The organism is Gemmatimonadaceae bacterium (assembly GCA_019637445.1).
GTDB lineage: Bacteria > Gemmatimonadota > Gemmatimonadetes > Gemmatimonadales > Gemmatimonadaceae > Pseudogemmatithrix.
The window spans coordinates 1-19089 of record JAHBVS010000003.1 but is presented as its reverse complement, the minus strand read 5'-3'; the positions used below and the strand labels follow the sequence as shown (position 1 = coordinate 19089).

General features: G+C 66.9%; 21 protein-coding genes. 5 read left to right on the top strand and 16 right to left on the bottom strand.

The window, feature by feature from the left end:
- The first annotated feature begins 37 nt into the window (after window positions 1–37).
- The 4 genes from KF709_13020 to KF709_13005 all read left to right on the top strand — a co-directional run bounded on the left by KF709_13020 (window position 38) and on the right by KF709_13005 (window position 5113).
- Window positions 38–1150 carry a histidine kinase gene (locus KF709_13020; GenBank protein ID MBX3175329.1) on the top strand — a complete coding sequence of 371 codons (1113 nt, stop codon included), beginning with the start codon at window positions 38–40 and terminating at the stop codon, window positions 1148–1150.
- Complete coding sequence (locus KF709_13015) at window positions 1143–1976, top strand: response regulator transcription factor (GenBank protein ID MBX3175328.1); 834 nt, start codon at window positions 1143–1145, stop codon at window positions 1974–1976. Before KF709_13020 ends, KF709_13015 begins: the two co-directional genes overlap by 8 nt.
- A gap of 118 nt (window positions 1977–2094) precedes the next feature.
- Entirely contained in the window at window positions 2095–3522 is a 1428-nt protein-coding gene (locus tag KF709_13010; GenBank protein MBX3175327.1) for an MBL fold metallo-hydrolase, read from the top strand.
- A gap of 40 nt (window positions 3523–3562) precedes the next feature.
- Complete coding sequence (locus tag KF709_13005; GenBank protein ID MBX3175326.1) at window positions 3563–5113, top strand: hypothetical protein; 1551 nt, start codon at window positions 3563–3565, stop codon at window positions 5111–5113.
- Between the two features lie 94 nt (window positions 5114–5207).
- On the opposite strand, the gene KF709_13000 is transcribed toward KF709_13005, so the two are convergent.
- From KF709_13000 to KF709_12970, 7 genes are all read right to left on the bottom strand, one after another.
- Window positions 5208–6701: a serine hydrolase gene (locus KF709_13000; protein MBX3175325.1), complete on the bottom strand. Its 1494-nt coding sequence runs from the start codon at window positions 6699–6701 to the stop codon at window positions 5208–5210.
- A 173-nt stretch (window positions 6702–6874) separates the two neighbouring features.
- Window positions 6875–7504 carry a hypothetical protein gene (locus KF709_12995; protein ID MBX3175324.1) on the bottom strand — a complete coding sequence of 210 codons (630 nt, stop codon included), beginning with the start codon at window positions 7502–7504 and terminating at the stop codon, window positions 6875–6877.
- Between the two features lie 56 nt (window positions 7505–7560).
- Complete coding sequence (locus KF709_12990) at window positions 7561–8022, bottom strand: hypothetical protein (protein ID MBX3175323.1); 462 nt, start codon at window positions 8020–8022, stop codon at window positions 7561–7563.
- Window positions 8023–8195: 173 nt separating this feature from the next.
- Window positions 8196–8402, bottom strand: coding sequence for a hypothetical protein (locus tag KF709_12985; GenBank protein ID MBX3175322.1), 207 nt, complete (start codon window positions 8400–8402; stop codon window positions 8196–8198).
- A gap of 212 nt (window positions 8403–8614) precedes the next feature.
- A complete protein-coding gene (locus KF709_12980; protein ID MBX3175321.1) occupies window positions 8615–8851 on the bottom strand; it encodes a hypothetical protein in 237 nt (78 codons plus the stop codon).
- 202 nt (window positions 8852–9053) lie between these two features.
- Window positions 9054–9368 carry a HigA family addiction module antidote protein gene (locus KF709_12975; protein MBX3175320.1) on the bottom strand — a complete coding sequence of 105 codons (315 nt, stop codon included), beginning with the start codon at window positions 9366–9368 and terminating at the stop codon, window positions 9054–9056.
- Between the two features lie 13 nt (window positions 9369–9381).
- On the bottom strand, window positions 9382–9663 hold the full coding sequence (locus KF709_12970; GenBank protein ID MBX3175319.1) for a type II toxin-antitoxin system RelE/ParE family toxin: 282 nt from the start codon (window positions 9661–9663) through the stop codon (window positions 9382–9384).
- Window positions 9664–10039: 376 nt separating this feature from the next.
- Here KF709_12970 and nirK point away from each other — a divergent pair, with 376 nt between their 5' ends.
- The gene (gene nirK / locus KF709_12965; protein ID MBX3175318.1) at window positions 10040–11383 is read left to right on the top strand and encodes a nitrite reductase, copper-containing; all 1344 of its coding nucleotides are present in this window, start codon (window positions 10040–10042) and stop codon (window positions 11381–11383) included.
- Window positions 11384–11489: 106 nt separating this feature from the next.
- On the opposite strand, the gene KF709_12960 is transcribed toward nirK, so the two are convergent.
- The 9 genes from KF709_12960 to KF709_12920 all read right to left on the bottom strand — a co-directional run bounded on the left by KF709_12960 (window position 11490) and on the right by KF709_12920 (window position 19005).
- Entirely contained in the window at window positions 11490–11927 is a 438-nt protein-coding gene (locus KF709_12960) for a cbb3-type cytochrome c oxidase subunit I (protein ID MBX3175317.1), read from the bottom strand.
- Window positions 11928–11972: 45 nt separating this feature from the next.
- Window positions 11973–12362, bottom strand: a complete 390-nt coding sequence (locus KF709_12955; GenBank protein ID MBX3175316.1) for a hypothetical protein — start codon at window positions 12360–12362, stop codon at window positions 11973–11975.
- A 473-nt stretch (window positions 12363–12835) separates the two neighbouring features.
- Complete coding sequence (locus KF709_12950; protein MBX3175315.1) at window positions 12836–13249, bottom strand: hypothetical protein; 414 nt, start codon at window positions 13247–13249, stop codon at window positions 12836–12838.
- A 585-nt stretch (window positions 13250–13834) separates the two neighbouring features.
- Window positions 13835–14191: a hypothetical protein gene (locus tag KF709_12945; protein ID MBX3175314.1), complete on the bottom strand. Its 357-nt coding sequence runs from the start codon at window positions 14189–14191 to the stop codon at window positions 13835–13837.
- Window positions 14192–14374: 183 nt separating this feature from the next.
- A complete protein-coding gene (locus tag KF709_12940; GenBank protein ID MBX3175313.1) occupies window positions 14375–14857 on the bottom strand; it encodes a hypothetical protein in 483 nt (160 codons plus the stop codon).
- 531 nt (window positions 14858–15388) lie between these two features.
- Entirely contained in the window at window positions 15389–16360 is a 972-nt protein-coding gene (locus KF709_12935) for a hypothetical protein (GenBank protein ID MBX3175312.1), read from the bottom strand.
- 248 nt (window positions 16361–16608) lie between these two features.
- The gene (locus KF709_12930; GenBank protein ID MBX3175311.1) at window positions 16609–16875 is read right to left on the bottom strand and encodes a hypothetical protein; all 267 of its coding nucleotides are present in this window, start codon (window positions 16873–16875) and stop codon (window positions 16609–16611) included.
- Window positions 16876–17580: 705 nt separating this feature from the next.
- Window positions 17581–18426, bottom strand: a complete 846-nt coding sequence (locus tag KF709_12925; GenBank protein MBX3175310.1) for a hypothetical protein — start codon at window positions 18424–18426, stop codon at window positions 17581–17583.
- A gap of 126 nt (window positions 18427–18552) precedes the next feature.
- A complete protein-coding gene (locus KF709_12920; protein ID MBX3175309.1) occupies window positions 18553–19005 on the bottom strand; it encodes a hypothetical protein in 453 nt (150 codons plus the stop codon).
- Window positions 19006–19089: the final 84 nt, after the last annotated feature.

Genomic DNA, 19089 nt, shown 5'->3' with positions numbered 1-19089 from the left:
CACCCTCTACTATAGAATGGCGTAGCTTGAACCCCTGATGTCCGCACCCGCACCGCGCACGAACGCCGCGCCCCTCAGCCTGCCCTCGCTCGGCCGGACGTTGCTCGCCAACCTGGCCGTTTGGGGCGCCGTCGCCAGCGTCCACGCCCTCTCGGCGTGGAGCGACGCCGTGCACCGCGGGCAGACCCCCGCGCTCGCCGGCATGCTGCGCGGCTACTGGATTGCCTACGCGCCCTTCGTGCCGTTCGCGACGGCGCTGTACCTGATTCATCGCCAGGCAAAGCGCCCCTGGGCGGCGGTGGCCCTCGTGAGCGCGCTGTACCTCGCGCTTGAGTTGACGTACCAAGCCGTGCTGATCCTCAGCGACGGCACGGTAACGCTTTCGGCCATCCTCCCCACGCTGCGGCAGCTGCCTGCGCTGATCATCCTGCTCGACGCCAGCCTTGTGCTCGCGACGAATGCCGTAGTCTACGCCGTGGTTGCAGTGAGTACGCGACGGCGCGACGCCGCATTGGAACGCCGCCTGCACGAGGAGAATCTCCGGCTGCGGCTCGCGCTCGAGGAGCAGCGCCTGCAGGGCCTCCGCGCGCAACTGGAGCCGCACTTTCTCTACAACGCCCTGAACGCCATCGCCGGGCTGGTGCGCAGCGACGACCGCGCGCTGGCGCTGACGGCGCTGCAGCAGTTGAGCCGGCTGCTGCGCTACGCGACGACGGCGGTCGCCAAGGACTGGGTGCCGCTGTCGGATGAAGTGTCGTTCCTGCGCGAGTACCTTGGCCTGCAGCAACTGCGCTTCGGTACGCGCCTGCAGGTTCGCTACGACGGATTGGACGGCATCCCGGACGACCTCGAGTCGCCTCCCCTATTGCTGCAGCCGCTCGCGGAGAACGCGATCCGGCACGGTCTGGAACGCAGCGAGGGCACGGCGAGCATCGACGTGCGCTGCGAGTCGCAGGGGGAACGCTGCCTGATCCGGCTTGTGAACTCTGTCCCGACCGACGCGCCCCCCAATCCCGGCTTGGGGGTCGGACTCCGCACACTGCAGGCACGCGTGGAGGCCGCGTACCGGGGACGCGCAACCCTGGAGACCGTCGAGCGCGACGACCGCTTTGAGGTGCTGCTCATCCTGCCGCACAGCATTGATGACTGACACGCCGACGCCCAAGGCGCCTGTCGACGCGCCGATCCGGGCACTCATCGTCGACGACGAACCGCTGGCCCGCCTGAACCTCCAGCGTGCCCTCGATGCCTTCCCGCGTTGGCAGGTGCTGGCCGCCTGCGCCGACGCGGCCTCCGCGCTCGCGGCCATCGAGCACTCGAGACCGGACGTGGTCTTCCTCGATATCCGGATGCCGCGCACGTCGGGCTTGGTCCTCGCCCGCCATCTGATCGAGCTCCCGGCGCCGCCGATCGTCGTCTTCGTCACGGCGTACGAAGGGCACGCCGTCGAGGCATTTGAGCTGCACGCCATCGACTATCTCATCAAGCCCTTTGACGACGCGCGGCTCGCCAGCGGCTTGCATCGCGTGGAGTCGCTGCTGGCCCTGCGCACCGGGGCCGCGTACGGCGAGGCGCTGCGCGCATTCCTCGACGATGCCGGTACGGCGGCGCCGGCGGTGGACGGCGTGCCCGCGCCCTCGCGCTACCTGCAACGGTTCAGCGTGAAGTCCGTCGGGCACCTCGAAGTGGTCCGCGTGGCAGACGTACGCTGGATCTCGGCGGCCGGCAACTATGCGGAGCTGCACCTCGAGCGCCGAGTGGTACTGCATCGCGTGACCTTGGCGGCGCTGGCCGACCGGCTCGACCCCGCCGAGTTCCTGCGCGTACACCGGCGGCACATCGTGCGGCGGCGCGAGTGTCGGTCGCTGCAGGTGACGGGCGACGGCACGTATGCGCTACGCCTGCGCGGCGGCGCCACGGTGGCGGTGAGCGAGCGCTACGTGGCCGAGGTGCGCGAGTTGCTGGGCGACGCGTAGGCGGCAACGGCGGCAGCCGTTGAGGTCGCGGCGGCCGACTCGCACCGTAGTGACGGGCGTTCATCCCACGGTATCGCCAGCCTGAGGCGGAGCGCCGCCGTGTCCCGTAAGAATCGGCATGCCTACACCATTCTGCCGCCGCTTGAGCGTCCTGGCGCTCGCGATTCTGTTCCTCCTCCCCAACGCCCTGCCCGCCCAGCAGCCGCCGCGCAACGACACGACCTCGCGCGACAGGCCGCTGCTGCACCGCGCCGTCGCGACCGCTGAGGGCTACGACGCCAACGCCTGGTGGATCGAGACCGCCGACGGCCTGCTGCTCATCGACGCGCTGATGCTGCGGCGCGACGCACGCGCCCTCGTCGCCGCGCTGCGCGCGTCGGGCAAGCCGCTGCGTGCCGTCATCATCACGCACCCACACGCCGACCACTTTGGCGGGCTCCCGACCATCCGGGCAGCCTTCCCCGGCGTGCCGGTCATCGCCACGCAAGCGACGGCCGACGCGATGCGTGCGGTGCACGACGAGGGAATGGTGCCCGGCGGCTGGCTGCGCGCCTTGGGCGACGAGTACGACGCCGAGTTTCGCGGCGTGGACCGCACCGTCGCCTCGGGGGACACGCTGCGGCTCGCCGGTCTCACGATGGTAATCCGGGACTACGGCCCGATGGAGGCGGCCAACAACAGCGTGGTTTGGGTGCCGGAGATGAAGGCAGCCTTCACGGGCGACGCGACGGTCCACGGCGCGACGTTCTACGTCGGGACATCCACTGCGCGGCCTGCCCTGGCCGCGTTGCCGAAGATCCTCGCCGACCACCCGGGCGAGGTCACGGCGTACTCCGGACACTACGGTCCGCGTCCGCTGGACCGCGTCGTGGGCGACAACGTCGAACAGCTGCGCGCGATGCTCGCCGCGGCGGCGCTGGTCGGGACAGACCCCACGAACCGAAGCGCCACGGGCGACTTCACGATGCCCGCAAAGCGGCAGTTGCTCCTGCTGCTCGCGCTGCAGACGGCCCAGCGCGCCGACTACGGCATCGGTGCCGTGGGCATGGCGCGCTTCGAACTCCCGGCGTTGATCGCCACCATCGTCGCCGACTCAACGCGACCAGTGCCACCTCCGACTGCCGCTGTGCGCGACAGCCTGCGCCCGCTACTGTTCCTCGTGGGACGCTATGAGAACGCGAACATCACGCTCGGGCTCGGCGGGCTCTACATTGACGCGACGGTCACCGCTCCCTCCGGCTACCAGTATCAGCTGATGTTCTCGTACGACCACGTCCAGGCGCGATATCGCATCGTCTCCCGCGACCAGATCTCCGGACTGCTCGACGTGTTCGAGGGCACACGGGAGGCTGATGGCTCGCTGCTGGTGTCGAACGTCGGCCCGGGGACGCACTACCTCGACAGCGACGGGGCGAAGGCCTTCAATCGCATGCGCTTCAGTCCGCGTGAGGATGGCAGTTGGACCTGGCTCGTGGAGACGGGAACGGGGGACGGGCAATGGACGCAGCCCTTTGAGGTGACGATGCGTCGCCTGCCCATTCGGTAGTGCGTGCCCACCCTGCCTTGACCTCCACGCCACGCCCCTGATGCCCAGACTGCCCATTGTCTTCTGTGCCGCGTTGCTCGCGACGCTTCCTCGCCTGTCGGCCGCACAGGCAGCAGAGATCACGCGTCCCGACCAGAAGCCGACCTACACCACTGCGGAGTTGCAGGCAGACTTCGACCAAGCAATCGACTTCATCAACGCCTTTGCCGTCCATCGCGACTTGAATGCCGTGCGGCTTGGCATCGACTACGAGCGCCGATTCGCCGCGTTGCGGCAGGCCATCGGCACCGGCACGGATCTCTGCGCCTTCAGTGCTTTGCTCGGCCGCGCGATCAACCTCGTGCAGGACCTGCACGCGTCGACGATGTCCTACGACTATCTCCGCGAGTACGGACGGTACCAGAGCCGTCTCAACATCGCGGAGGACGAGTCATACGAGGGAGTCGCGGCCCTCGTGCGCCACTGTCCGGCGCCCGAGCAGCGCCTGGACCTGCCACTGGTGTTCGTGGACGGCGCGTATGTGGTCTATGCCGACATCGAGTATCGCGGAGAACGGCTGTCGCGCGGGACCGTCCTGACCACCATCAACGGCGAGACGATCCCGGATTTCATCCAAGGCCACCTCGACGTCGTGCGTCCACTGCGGATGTCCAACGCCGGAATCCCGTACAGCCTGCGGTTCTATCGCGCGGCTGGCCAGGGCTTCCACCTTGGGCTCGCCGATGGCCGCGTGCTGGAGATGCAGATGGCGGACTCCGTGCGCTGGCTGTCGCCGCGGGCACACGCGATTGGCTTCGCCTCGCAGTCCACCCATCGCGTCGAGTACTTCGAGACGCAGCGCCTGCTCTACATCGGCCTGCCGATGATGAACGTGGAGCTCGCGGACAGCATTAACGGGCGCGTCGATGCCCTCGTGCGCAGCGGCGCCCAGTTCGACCGCATCGCCATCGACATCCGCGGAAACCCTGGCGGCAGCGACCTCACCTGGCGAGGCGTGCTGGGGCACCTGCTCGGCCGCGAGCTCGCGATGCGTCTCGACCTGCGCATGAAGGACAACCCTTCGGCACGCGCGCGCTACGGCCGGGCGGACGCGAGGCCCGCGACAGCGGTCCCACAGCTGCGCAATGCACGCTACTGGCCATACCTGGACAACGAGATCCGGTTCGGACCGGACTCCATCTCGCTCGACTTCCGCGGACCCATCTATGTCCTGCGCGACGCCTACATCTACTCGTCAGCGGCAAACTTCGCCGTGTTCGCGAACGGCGACCCACAGCTCACCACGGTGGGGGCAGCCACCGATCTCGTGGGCGGATCGCAGATCGAGCCGCTGTTCATCAAGCTCGATCACACGGGACTGGTGTTTCGCGTCGAGCCGGCGCTCGACTTCCTCGCCGTGGGACGTCTCGAGGACTTCGCCCACAACGAGGTGGAGGTCGAGATCCGGCCGACGGCCGAGGATTATCATCGCCGCGCCACCTACGAAGGCGACATCTATGGGCGCGAGTTCCTGCTGACGCTTGATCCCCTGATGCGGTACGTGCTCTCGCAAGCAGCGACTGGGTCTACAGGCGCATCGCGCGACCCCTAGTCCGCCGCAGGCAGTGGCGAGCACGGCGCAGGCGACCAGCGCGAGGCTCGAACGCAAGGCGGGAGGTCGTGGAATGGGTCTGGTGAACATCACCCTAGCGTCCGTCCGCGAGCAGCTTCTCTAGCCGCGCGATATCCCGGGCGTACTTCCGTGCGTCGCGACGTGCGACCGCAAGCGCCTCTGCATACCGTGCCTTTGACTCCTCGGTGCGCCCCGCATCCGCCAGCGCCTCGGCGAGCGTCGCGTAGACGCTGGGACGATCGGGCATCAGCGAGAGATAGCTGGTGAAGAGCGAGAGCGCGCTGTCCCGCTGCCCGCTGAACCAGTACGTCAGGGCGAGGTTGTTGAGGTCGCGCTCGTTCAGTGACCAGGCGGCCGGCGCTTGCGCCGCCATGGCTACCTGCGCGCGCGTCGCCTCTAGGCCGTCCGCGTGCATCGTCCGGCTCAACGCCTCCGCCAGCGAGGGCATCGGCATCGCCGCGCTGTCCTTGAACGCGAGCAGCTGGGCCACGCGCACCGCATCGTCGGCGTACTTCTCCCGCGCGTTCTGCAAGGTGATGATCGTGATGCCGCGGTCAAGGAATCGATAGTACCGCGTGCGATAGCCATCGCCCTGGCCGTGGTGATGGATGATGCGGCCGGTGAAGTCGGACTCGGCCACCTGCCAGCCCAGACCGTAGCCCGCGGGGAAGCCCTCAGGCAGCACCATTGAGGTGTAGGCTGTCGCCTGCAGCTCGAGGCTGATCACCTGCCCCGCCTTCAGCGCCTGGTCCAGCGCGAACAGGTCGCGCGCCGTCGAGACGAGGTCCCCTGCGCCGAAGACACTGTCGGCGTTGAACTCCGCCGAGAGGACGGGATGCCGATCGATGCGCAGGTCTTGTCCGGTGGCGTAGTCGAAGCCGTGGCCGGCAGCGAGCCGCGCGCGTTCGCGCGGCCCGAGCTCGGACAGATGAAAGCTGTTGCGCATTCCCGCCGGCTCGAGCACCGCCCGACGCAGGTACACCGCGTACGGTTCGCGAGTCACCGCCTCGATGACGAGCGGGATGAGGGCGTAGTTCGTGTTGCAGTAGTCCCAGCCCTGCCCCGGTGCGAAGTCCAGCTCCGGCGTCGTGTCGATGAGCCACCGGAGCACGGCCGCGTCCGTCATCGGCTCCGTATGCGAGGACCAATAGTCGCCGACGCCGAAGATGTACTCCGGGAGGCCACTGCTGTGCTGCAGCAGTTGGCGCAGCGTCGTCTGCGGATACGGAAAGCGCGGCAGGTAGCGCTGCACGGGATCGTCGAGGTCCAGCCGTCCTGAGTCGACGAGGGTCAGCAGTGCCAGCGCGGTGACCGTCTTCGACACGGAGGCCGCGCGGTAGAGCGAGCGGTCGGTCAGTGGCGTGTGCGTCGTGACATCCGATTCGCCGAAGGCGGCGTCGAGCACGATCGAGTCGTCTTTCGCGATGAGCACGGCGCCATTGAACATCCCGGCCTCGTGCAGCCGCCGAAACGCCTCGTGATACCGCGACTCGGCCTGTTGCGCCGCGCCAGGTCGGGCGAGAAGCAGCAGGAGGGCGAACAACTTGCAGATCGTACGGTACGGCACGACAACTCCCCTCGTCGGTCAGTCCTGGATGGATGCGCTTCGGTACAGGAGCAAGCTACGGGGGACAGGCTGAAGCTCTGAAGAGAATCACCACGGCGAATCGGGTGCTCGTCCCTTGGCGCGCGACCCAGGTATTGCGCTTGCCTCAAAGCCGTCAAGGATGTCGTTGAACGCTAGGGAGCCTCGGCACAGGCGGGGTCAGCGACCGCCCAGAAGCTGCCACGGAGGCGCCGCAGCTTTGGAGGCGACGCCGAGTCGTAGTAATACTTGAAGCGCAGGTCGATACGTCCGCGGAGCGTGCTCATGGACGACTCCAGGATCTCAATGCTCCCGTCCGGCGTCGGAATGCCGTTCTCGACCGCCAGTCCACTCAGCGCGCGGCGATCGTGCCGAACGGTGTACGTCTGGTTGCCGCCCGCGAGTTCACTGAACCGATGCTCGCCGGTTGGGACGGGCATTAGAACGGCCGGTATCCCGCCCTGGGGATACATGGTGATGTCCTCGCCGGGCCAGCTCGGCGTGCGGAGCCGCAATCCACGGTCCTGGGTTGCGGCGGCGCAATAGTTGACCAGCGCGATTCCCGTGAACGTTGGCTCCACGGGGTTGAGGACCTGGAGCGAGAAGGTCCCGGGCTCGGTGACGTCCACGATCGACGGCAGAGTCGGATCGCCGTCACAGGCAACGCAGGCAACGGCGAGCGACACGGCGAGGCGCTTGAAGGCCCAGGTTCGCCACGCCACGCGACGGCTGTACGCGTGCGGAGCCACCACGCTGACTGATACTGAGGAGCGTCGGGTCGACATACTCGCGATTGATGGGATGTGTGCTGTTGGCGGGCGGCCAAGTGCTGCCAGCGTTGTTAGCGAGTGCTCGCGGCCACTGTCCAGGCCTTGCTGAGCAACGGAATCGACGCGCAGGCCGGACCGCCGTCCTTGGCCGTGCCATCGATTTCGCCTTCAAGCGCGATGACGGTCCCGAGCGGACGCTTGCGGATCGTGTCGAGCGGAAGCGTCTCGAGGGAGACCTTGGCGCGCCGATCCCACGGCGACATGACGTCCCCCGCACGCTTGCCGGAAGTCACATAGAGGAAGCGGCCACCTCGTGGGCCCTGCACGGCCTGGCCACGAACCTTGAGTTCCCCGCCCGCTGCGGACACCAGCTCCAATGGAATGTCGAACTCGATGTGATCCTTGCCGCGCTTCACGGGGGCGAGAAGCTCCGAGCGGCCGAGTTGCACGGCCCAGCTCACGTTCGCGGGCGGGCCGACCACGCGAAGGCGGAGGCGCAGCAGATGGGACGCTTGGGCGGCCTTCGTGCTCATCGGTCGGTGCTCATCTGGCTGGCGTTTGCATCGGCGGTGGCCGTTCTGGTGAAGTGCGGACGGGCGGCCACGCCCGACCGCCCCAATTCTAAGGCGTGGCCGCCCGGCCGCTACCTACACTCGGTCGTCAGCTGCAAGCTTCGGTAGCCGGTGCCCGTGGCGAACTCGCGGCGTCAGGCCGCTCGCTTGCGTATCGGCTTGCGGTCAGCGACCAGCGCCAGCTCACGCCGCGCCGGATTGCCTCGTACCGAGATTCCGAGCAGCCGCGCACCAACCAGCGCGACGAGCGAACCAGCGGCGACAGCTACCGGGTGAGCGGCGATGCTCGCCGCCGCGATGCCGAGAAACGCGCCCGAGGCGCCGAGAATCGCTTGGGCCAAGCGCCGACGTAGGCTCGATGTCGGATACCTGGAACGCCGCGGACGATGCGGCGGCGGAGGCGTGAGCACTCCGACTGCCGTCGGTGGATTCTGGCGCGGCGGCTCAAGGGAGCCAGCCGGTTCTGGTTCGGGTGCCCATTCGTCCGTCATAAGCTCTCCCTGTGCATCAAACCCTACCGCGCCCAGCTTGCGTTTGCTTCAAGCGTGACTGCTCACGCGTCCTGGCTCTGGGCCAGCCGCTCCGCAAACTCCGTTCGCGCCTTGAGATGTTCTAGGCCGGTGTCGACCGCATGCAGATCCGACTCCAGCATGTCGACCCGCAGCTGAAGTGCCGCAATCCGGGCATCGTCTGCGGAGATTCGGGGGCCTCGCGTGATGCGCACGATGGCGCGCACCGCGACACCAAGTAGAACGAGCCCGATGCCTGTGGCCAAGACCCAGGCGATCAAACCAGCAGTTGGACCAGTCATGCGGAGTTGTCCATACTCACCTTCCGAGCGGAACGACCGGCGCGCATCCGGAAAACGTTTGCCTCAGCTGCGGACGCTCTAACAAAAATGCGGGAGCGGGGCGCGCGCCAGACCAGCCTAGGGCATATGGCGCGCGCCCCGCTCCCGCTTCCCTAGCGCGGCCCGTCAGCTGCAAGCGTCGTTATGCGACCGCGAGCGGATGGATGTGCGCAATCTCGCGCTTGAGCCCGCGGGCCGCGTCCCAGAGGTCCACCTTCCGCTGCAGGTTGAGCCAGAATTCCGGCGTCGTACCGAACAGCCGGCCGAGGCGCAGCGCCATCTCGGGGCTCACCGCCCGCCGCTCGCGCAGCAGCTCGTTCATGGACTGGCGCGACACCCCGGCGGCCTCCGCCAGCGCGGTGACCGACAGGTCGTACTCCGGCAGGAAGTCCTCGCGGAGGATCTCGCCGGGGTGGATCGGCCGCCGCTCCAGCGGCTTAGTGTTGGGAATGCTCATGGAGAGGCTCTCACTAGTGGTAGTCGCAGAACTCGACGTCGTAGGCGTCGCCGTCCTGGAACCGGAAGCAGATGCGCCACTGGTCGTTGACGGCGATGGCGTGCTGCCCCGCACGGTCGCCCCTGAGGGCGTGAAGCCGGTTGCCAGGCGGAACCTTGAGGTCGGACACCTGGTCGGCCGCATCCACGGCCTCGAGCTTCCGCAGGGCGCGCCGCGCCACGTCGGGCGGCACTTTCTTGGCCTTGCCGGTCCGGAAGAGCTCCTCGGTCTGCCGATCGGCGAAGGACTTGATCACGCCCAAGTGTAACGTGTCACGTGACGGCTGTCAAGCGGACCGGCTCGCATAACGTTTGCTTCTGCTGCGAGCGCTCCCATAAAATGCGGTTGTGGGGCCTCGGCAAACCTTACAGAAGATGAGGCCGAGGCCCCGCAACCGCTACCGCACCTGCGCTCGTCGGCAGCAAGCTTCGTTATACCGCGCGCATTTGGTAACAGGCGTTGTCCGGTTTTCCGCTTCGAGTGCGAACTCCCTATAGATTGGTTCATCCCCCAAATCGTAGAGGTATAAGGTGCACCACGCTCCTCACGAAGCGCGCCGGCTACTGGCTCTGACCTTCCTCTCCTTGGTCGCGGCCTGCGGCGGCGAACGACTCCGCGGAGAGGAGACGGCAGTGCTCACGTCGCCGCCCGTGGTGCCGTCGCCAATCACGCGCCAGTATCCCACCAAGGTGATCGTCAATCTCGAGGCACACGAGCAGACGTCTCGGCTTGCCGACGGCGTAGACTACACATTCTGGACCTTCGGTGGGACAGTACCGGGTTCATTCATCCGTGTGCGGCAGGGTGACGTCGTGGAGTTCCATCTCGCCAATCATCCATCAAGCAAGAATCCGCACAACATCGACCTGCATGCCGTGACCGGGCCCGGTGGTGGTGCATCGGCATCGCTGGTGATTCCAGGGCAGACGGCGACGTTTACCTTCGAGGCGCTGAATCCCGGATTGTATGTGTACCATTGTGCGACATCGCCGGTGGGCATGCACATAGCGAACGGTATGTATGGGCTCATCCTCGTGGAGCCGAAGGGCGGGCTCCCTGCGGTTGATCGCGAGTACTACGTGCAGCAGGGCGAGTTCTACACACGCGGGAACTTCGGCGTCACGGGCCACCAACCCTTCGACATGCAACGCGCCATCGACGAGGACCCCGCCTACGTCGTGTTCAATGGGTCCGCCGGCGCCCTCATGGGTGAAAAGGCGCTCAAGGCCGAGGTTGGGGAGACCGTGCGACTCTTTGTCGGAAACGGTGGGCCGAACCTCGTCTCAAGCTTCCACGTGATCGGAGAAATCTTCGATCGCGTGTACACGGAAGGAGGCACCAAGAGCATCAACGAGAATGTGCAGACCACCCTGATTCCAGCGGGCGGAGCGGCCATCGTGGAGTTCAAGCTTGAGACGACGGGCAATTACATCCTGGTGGACCACTCCATCTTCCGCGCCTTCAACAAGGGCGCCATCGGCACGCTGACGGTGGGCGGTACGCCAGACAGCGGCGTGTACTCCGGCCGGCAGTACGAAGGCATCTACCAGCCCGAGGGTGGTGCGATGCAACGGATGCCGACGAGCGACTCGCCCGCGCCAGCCGCTGCACGAAACCGCGCGGAACAGATCACAATGGGTGAGCGCGTCTACGCGCAGAATTGCGCCGCCTGCCATCAACCAGCCGGCACCGGTCTGGCTGGGGCGTTCCCGCCGCTCGCCGCCTCAGACTACCTGAATGCAGATGTGAAGCGCGCCATCGGTGTGGTGCTGCACGGCCTCTCCGGCCCCGTGACGGTCAATGGTGCGCAGTACAACAGCCTGATGCCAGCACTGTCGCTCGGCGACGAGGACGTCGCCAACGTCCTGACGTACGTGTATAGCCAGTGGGGAAACAACGGCACGCGTGTCACGCCCGACCAGGTCAAAACGGTACGTGCTGCTGGCGGGCGGCGCGTGAATATGGACGCACACTAGGCCGAGTTTGGGGCTGGAAGAGGCCGATGAGCACTAAGCCCAAGAGCCCAGCCCAACCGCCGCCGCTGTGCGAGCCGCGCGTGCTGGCAGTCGCCTGTCCGTCCACCTAGCGCACTTCGGTCTTCGCGCCGGAACTCCGGATCCGTGGCCACAGTGCCACGAAGAACAGTCCGAGTCCGGCAACCTGCAGCGCCGCCGCCACGACAATGGTCGCGCGCCACGCTACGCCCTGATGTGTTCCTGGCCACGACTCCAGCAGCACGCGTACTCCGGTGCCTCCCGCGATACCCCACCAGGCAATCTCCGCGAGCAGCGGATGATGCTTGGCCTCACCGGCGCGAGGGCGCGGGAACATCCACAGTGCGACGCCGGCAATCATCATCAGCACGAATCCCACTAGCAACGCGTGTGTGTGTGCGCTGCGCAACCGCCAAGCCACCGGTACACCGAACTCCCGGCCGAGTAGCATCCAGAATCCCAGGCCCAACCCGATCAGCAGGAAGGCGATGGCCGTCTTGAGATAGCGACGGACCAGTGGGCTCACGATGGCGCTCGGCTCTCGCTCGGCGGCGTCAATGATGATGCCAAGCTACGCGCGGGTATGGTGACAGATGGTCAGGAGCATCTCGCTCGCCTTCGTCGCGCGCACGGAGTGTGTAACATTCCCTGCGAGACAAAGCAGTTGCCCACCGCTGACGACGCGCGGACCATCCTCCAGTGTCACCACGAGCTCTCCGGAAAGCGCGTGAATGGTGACCTCGCCGTCGGTGCGGTGCGCCTTGAGTTTACCGTCCGGCTCGAACACGAACAGCAGATGGGCGAGTGAACCATGCCGCGCGAGCGCGACCTGACGGTGTCCATTCTTCGCTGCGTGGGGCTCGGCGCGCAACTGCGCGGCCACGGCCGCCAAGTCGATGTGCTGCGCGTTGCCAGCCAATCGCTCGTGCGGGTGCACGCGCAGGCGATCCTCTTCAGCCATACAATCTCCGGGGGAGGGAGGGGCGGCGCACTGATGACCGCGCGTGTGCCTGTGCAAAACTACTCGTTCGCGCGCTAAGTGCTGCCGTCATCAGTGCGGCCGCTCTAGGACACGCCGACCGCCGGTAGTACCCATACCACACTTCGCAACAGCTGCGTTGAACCGAAGAAGCGGGCAGACGTCAGATACCCGGGATCCCTGCCTCCGAGCACACTGCCTCCAGCGGCAATCGAGGCAGTTCCGAAGCGCACGCCGACGAGGCCAGTGCGGCGCGCTGCCCATTCGCGTGCGGTTCGACCGCTTCTCATAGCTAGCTCCGTCGGTATAACGTTTGCTTCAGCTGTGGCCGTTCTAACGAAATGCGGACGGGCGGCCACGCCCGTCCGTCCCAATATCAAGGCGTGGCCGCCCGGCCGCTACCGACGCACGGCCATCAGCTGCAAGCGTCGTTAGTACGCGGCAAGCGGAAGGCATCACGCCTCTCTCCAGTACACTGATGTCGAGAGCGGGCGCGTCACCAACAGATCCGCGACAAGCGGATGCTGGTCGACCGAGTCGATGAAGTGCGCAAAGTCCGGGTAATCGAAGCTCCACGCGTGCCACGTCAGGGGTGGTCGTCGCCGCGGCGCGTAGGTCAGCTCGCACACGACAGCACCCACCGGCTCCAGACGGTCGTCGCGGCGCACTGCGACCTGCCGAGCGAAGATGAGGCGGACGGGCTCGCGATCACCTGCGGGGTCGATCTGAACGCTCACACCCGGATCCGGATCCTCGGCGGCGGCGCGCGCAAACTCCTTGAAGGCCACCCAGGCGCTCCAGGGCTCAAGCGCGTCAGGGCTCAGCCCCTTGGCGGAGAGCGCACCGAGCAGGACGTCGAGAAGGTGCACTGAAGCGTGTGCTGCCATGAGTCGCCGCCAGACCCTCCCCGTCGTACTAACGTTTGCTTCAGCTGCGGACGCTCTAACAAAATGCGTGGGCGGGGCGCTCGCTAGACCAGCCTAGGGCAACCAGCGAGCGCCCCGCCCACGCTACCCTAGCGCGGCCCGTCAGCTGCAAGCGTCGTTATGCAGGAGCACGACCGTCACCGAATCCGCACCGGCGAACCCGTAACAGCCGCCCGTTGCGACCCCGGGGGCGAACGGGATCCCGGCGTGCTCCTGCATCGGCCCACACGGGCCGCGCCACGATTGAAGTACCGGCGCGAAGGACTCAGCGCGGCGCGCGAGCGAACCTAGCCGAGTGCAGTTGCAGTTCACCCCAAGAACTTCAGCGAACCTGGCCAAGCTGCCGAAGTGATCGCGGCGCTGGTCTCTCTGCATAACGTTTGCTTCAGCTGCGGCCGTTCTAATGAAATGCGGGCGGGCGGCCACGCCCGACCGCCCCAAACCTATGGCGTGGCCGCCCGGCCGCTACCGACGCACGGCCGTCAGCTGCAAGCGTCGTTAGCCGGTGCCGGTGGCGAACTCGCGGCGTCAAGCCGCTCGCTTGCGTGACGACTTGCGGTCAGGGACCAGCGCCAGCTCACGTGGAGCCGAGTTGCTGCGCACCGAGATGCCGAGCAGTCGCGCGCCAGCCAGAGCCAGGAGCGAGCCAGCGGCTACCGCCACCGGGTGAGTGGCGATGCTCGCCGCCGCGATGCCGGCAAAGGCGCCGGAGGCGCCAAGAAAAGCTTGGGCCAGGCGCCGACGCAGGCTTGAGGCTCGATACCGAGTACGCTGCGGACGATGCGGCGGTGGCGGGGTGAGCACGCCGACCGCGGTCGGCGGATTCCGACGCGGTGGCTGCAGGTTGCCGGCCGGTTCTGGTTCAGGTGCCCATTCGTCAGTCATGGATCCTCCCCTTGCATCGAACCCTACTGCATCCGGCTAACGTTTGCTTCAGCAGTGGCCGTTCAAATAAGACGCGGCGGCGGGGCCGCCGCAAACGCCCTGCCCTAGGTCAACAGGCGGCGGCCCCGCCGCCGCCTCCGACGCACGGCCATCTGCTGCAAGCGTCGTTAGACCGCAGCCGCATCAGTACCCCACGTACCTGCCCTCCGGGTGCACCGAGAATCCTTCGCTGACGAGGGATGTCTTCTCGGCGTCCGTGATGCGTAGCACGCCTTCAGACTCATGTGTGACGACGGCGAAGAGCAGCTCGCCGCTCGCGCGATAGACGCTGAGATCTTCGTGCCAGGCGTCGGCCGGCCGATACGAGAAGTACCCCTCCGGGAATGCCACCCGAAGCGCCGAGACGGTGTCAGGGTTCAGGCGCCAGAGGTCTGTGACAAGAACCCGCCCTGCGCACAAATCGTAGCGAGGTGACCGGGGGAGTCGATGAGAATCTGCGATGCGGTCGAATGCGTCGAAGACGGCGCGCGAGCCGCCCTCCACGAGGATGCCTCCGACGGTGAACTCGGTCCCACCCTGGCGCATGCACCACTCGAGGAGCTGCCACGGAGCATCACCGGGATAGTCCTCGCCGAACACGTGCACAGTTTGGAGTTGCAGCGACATGGTCTCTGTCGGTCTAACGTTTGCTTCAGCTGCGGACGCATTCAATAAACTGGCCTGGGCGCTGCGGGCGCCAGCCCGCTTGGCCCAGGCCTTCCTTAGCGCGGCCCGTCAGCTGCAAGCGTCGTTATGCGGTGGCCACCGCATGCCAGAGCTGCACCGCTAAGAGGGTCGGAACCACCTCGGTTCACGGCCGCTCCATGCGAAGGCGGCGGCAGCCACGCCGAGCGCGATCACGCCGAGTGCTGGTAGGAAACCGAGCCAGCCGTCGCGAACCAGCGACCAGACGCCCGCCACCACTAGCAGGGGTGACAGCAGGCCGGCGAATACCCGCGCAACTACTCCTCGACGAGGAGCCTGCTCGCTCATGATGCCGCTCCCATCCGCATAACGTTTGCTTCAGCTGTGGCCGTTCAAATGAAATGCGGACGGGCGGCCACGCCCGACCGCCCCTAACCTAAGGCGTGGCCGCCCGGCCGCTACCGAAGCCCGGCCATCTGCTGCAAGCGTCGTTATCCAGCGCCGCTCCAATCCTCAACATGCCTCTCGATCCACGCGGAACTTCCGCACACGCAGCGCCGTGCGCGCGGAAAGCGTGTCGGTCTCGTGCGAGAACACGAACAGGGTATCCCCGCCAATGACCGCCCACGGCTGCGGATCTGAGTACACGGGCACCCGCACCTCGCCACACGCAACGCGTGTGCGAAGGTTCGCTGCGGAGAGATGCAACGTGCCCGCCATGCGATTCCCGAGAAACTCCTGATCAATGGTCAGGACCGCGACCACTCCCGGTGAGCCAAGCCTTTGCACGTCCAACGGATAGGAGGCCTGGTATGCCGCCTTCATAGCAGACTCGGGGTCCTCGTCGCGCACGGCACCCAGGATCTCTGCCATGGCGCCGCGGCGGGTAACTGGCGGCAGATACAGGCTGTCATACGGTCCCGCGAACGGACCGATGAACAGAAAGTCCGACCCCTGCGTGAACACCGCGAACGAGTCTGCCACCAGCGGAGTGGCTGCGACGAAGACCAGCATCATGTCCACGGTGCGGCTCCGCCCCAACTGGCTTGGAAAGGGGCCGCCGAGTTCCGCGGAATCGGCGGGGCCTCGGAAGCGCATCATGGTCGCGCGGTGGTCACGGTTGATGCGTCTGGCGAGAACCGTCCCTCCGCGCGCACTGAAGGCGGGAGTGGTCGGAGACTGCGTGCGAATCCACGCGTTCTCTGGCCGCTCGATGGGAAACACCTTGAGGAGACCCCCGTCGCTCACCGCAACGGTGGAATCGTCGAACGGGAAGATTCGGAACGGCCCAGACGCCCACTCGCCGGGGCCGCTACCGCGCCTCCCGATCTCTGCCTCGCGCCTTCCGTCGGGTCCGTGGACCAGCAGCGTGCCGCGCTGCCGATCGGAGACGAGGAATCGACCGTCCGCGGTGCGTGCGAACCCACCCGCCATGCCGAGAGGTGCCGACTCCGGCTCCTCGAGCTCGACCACGCCGATGGGCACAAGCGCAAGCGAAGGCGCCGTCGAACTCGGTGCGCGCTCACAAGCCGCGCCTACACACACAGCTGCGAGGACGACGCGATGACGCCACTTCAAGAACTCACTCGGCATTGACTCGTCTGGATAACGTTTGCTTCAGCTGCGGACGCATTCAATAAGATGGCCTGGGCCCTGCGGGCGCCAGCCCGCTTGGCCCAGGCCTTCCTTAGCGCGGCCCGTCAGCTGCAAGCGTCGTTAGCCTGTGACGAGCCCTATAGAAAGAAGCTGATTGAGTACGCGACAAGTGGGGCACCCGATCGCGGCCGCGGGCCGACATCCCACAGCCACGCGACCCCAAACGAGCCGAGCACTGCGAGTCGGATCTCAGGTCCGACCATCGTGCGGTTCGGCGCGGCCCAGCGCGGATGCCCGTAAGTGCGCAGCGCAGTCACGCGTGCGAGTGCCCCGACGGCCTCGGCGTGGACCGCGTACCCGGCGCCGAGGCGCGTGCCTGCTTGCCCAACCTCGAGCATCACCACGCGACCAGAGATACTGGTTGCGTTGCCCTCGAACGCTCCGATTGTGAGAAACCAGCGGTTGGGGGCTCCGTAGCCAAGCCCCATTATCGCGGACTGCCAATATCGTTCTACGCGAGGCGCGGCAGGCGAGTCTTGGGCGCCTCCGGCGGCCGGCGCAAGCGTCGCGGCGAGAACCGCCACCAGAACTCGGAGAATCAGCCGTCGCATCGAACTCTGCCTCATCAGGCTAACGTTTGCTTCAGCTGCGGACGCGTTCAATAAGAGGCCTAGGCCCTGCGGGCGCCAGCCCGCTTGGCCTAGGCCTTCCCTAGCCGCGGCCCGTCAGCTGCAAGCGTCGTTATGCTGCGGCGTTTGCAGATCCTATGCGGCAGGACGTTCCCTGCACTGCCGATGAACTCGCCGGGCGCTGCACCACACTTTCGGATCGGGCCGAGCCGCCCAAGCCGCGTGGCTCTCGACGCGGACGTTTCCAATCATTCCGCGGGCTGGCGACTCGAACGATTGCGAACGGGTCGGCGTGGGCAACACTAACGGTGAAGCCGTAGCGAGTCAGCTGTCTGCCGCCAGCATAACGTTTGCTTCAGCAGTGGCCGTTCAAATAAGATGCGGACGGGCGGCCACGCCCGTCCGTCCCAATATCAAGGCGTGGCCGCCCGGCCGCTACCGAAGCCCGGCCATCTGCTGCAAGCGTCGTTATGCTGCGCGCTACCGCAGCCGACGATGAATCCGCACTGCCGCCGACACCGAAGCGTCGGCCAGCAATACCACGCGACCGGGCTCCTCCAGCACGCAATGCAGTGTCGCGCGCGACTGCGGCTCGTAGGCGCAGTTCGCGTTCACGCTGCGCCACGTCGCGGCGGGCCGCATGCGCTCCGAGCCGGTGGCGACCAGCTCCGCTCGATAGCGCCCGGGCCCTAGCTCCCAGCTCCGATACTCGCCGCCCGCCAGCTGCACGGCCTCCCGCGCGACGATTTCGGTCACCTCGACGGCCATCCGCGTGGCAAGACCACCGACGTCCACCGTGACCTGAACCTGCCCGAGCGCCCGCGGCACCGCGTACCCACCGTGCACCACGACCACCGAGGTGTCGCTCGACACGGCGGAGAAGCGAAGCGCGTCGACCAGCTGGCCCAGGGTGTCAAAGGCCACCACGGGGAGCAGCTGTGGCGGACCGCCGAGCACAAGCTCGAGGGACTGAAATGGCGCGAAGGCGGCGACGGGCCGACACTGGAGCAGGAACGAGGTGGTGAGCCGACCGGACCGCACTCGTACCTCGGTGTCGCCGGCGCTTAGGCAGCGCAGCCTCTGACCGTCGACCTCTGCGATGCCGGTGCGGATCGCGGTCGCGGCAAGCTCGACCCCGACTTCGCGCCCAAGCGCGTCGCGGGCGCGAACCGGGAGCCCGACGGCCGCAGGACCGTTGTACAGGAAGGGATCGGCCAGAGCAACGAGCTCGACCGGCCGCCGGACGCCAAACCAGAGCCCGGCGAGCGCGACCAGGGCGACGCCAAGCGCGATCAGCGTTCTGCGTGAAGTGCGTGTGGTCAGCATAACGTTTGCTTCAGCTGCGGACGCTCTAACAAAATGCGGGAGCGGGGCGCGCGCCAGACCGGCCTAGGGCATATGGCGCGCGCCCCGCTCCCGCTTCCCTAGCGCGACCGTCAGCTGCAAGCGTCGTTAGGGCGCCGGCGCGTCCGCAACCCGGTCGAACATCAAGCCAGGGAGCGAGCGAAACCGCAGAGCACGCCCGAGGAACTCAAACCGCAGCGGCGGGAGGGGCCCGCCCGCGCAGGCCTCGCATGGACCAGGCACGGGCTCGACTCCCACGAACCGTCCCTTGAGGCGATACGTCAGGTCGCTGAAAAGCACCTCGATCACCGGAACCGGTGAATCCGCAAGCGTGCGCTCGAGGCTGCTGCGGCGTTCACCGGTTCCATCGGCGTGGAGCACAAGCGTGTCGGCGAGCAATCGGAGGACGTCGCCTCCATCCATCACCGAGGGCGGGATGGTGCGCAGCGCATACACGCCAGCCACGTCGCGCGGCGAGAGCGGGTCTGCGCAGCCAGCGATGCCGACAACCGCGAGCAGAAGCGCGTGTCTGTCTAGGAGTCCGGCGAGTCTCGGGAGCATATCACCGTCGAGCGACGCAGAGTGGAGAGTGATGCGGCGACATGTCTACCCGACTTTCCAAGCACCTGTCACCGTGTGGGTCGC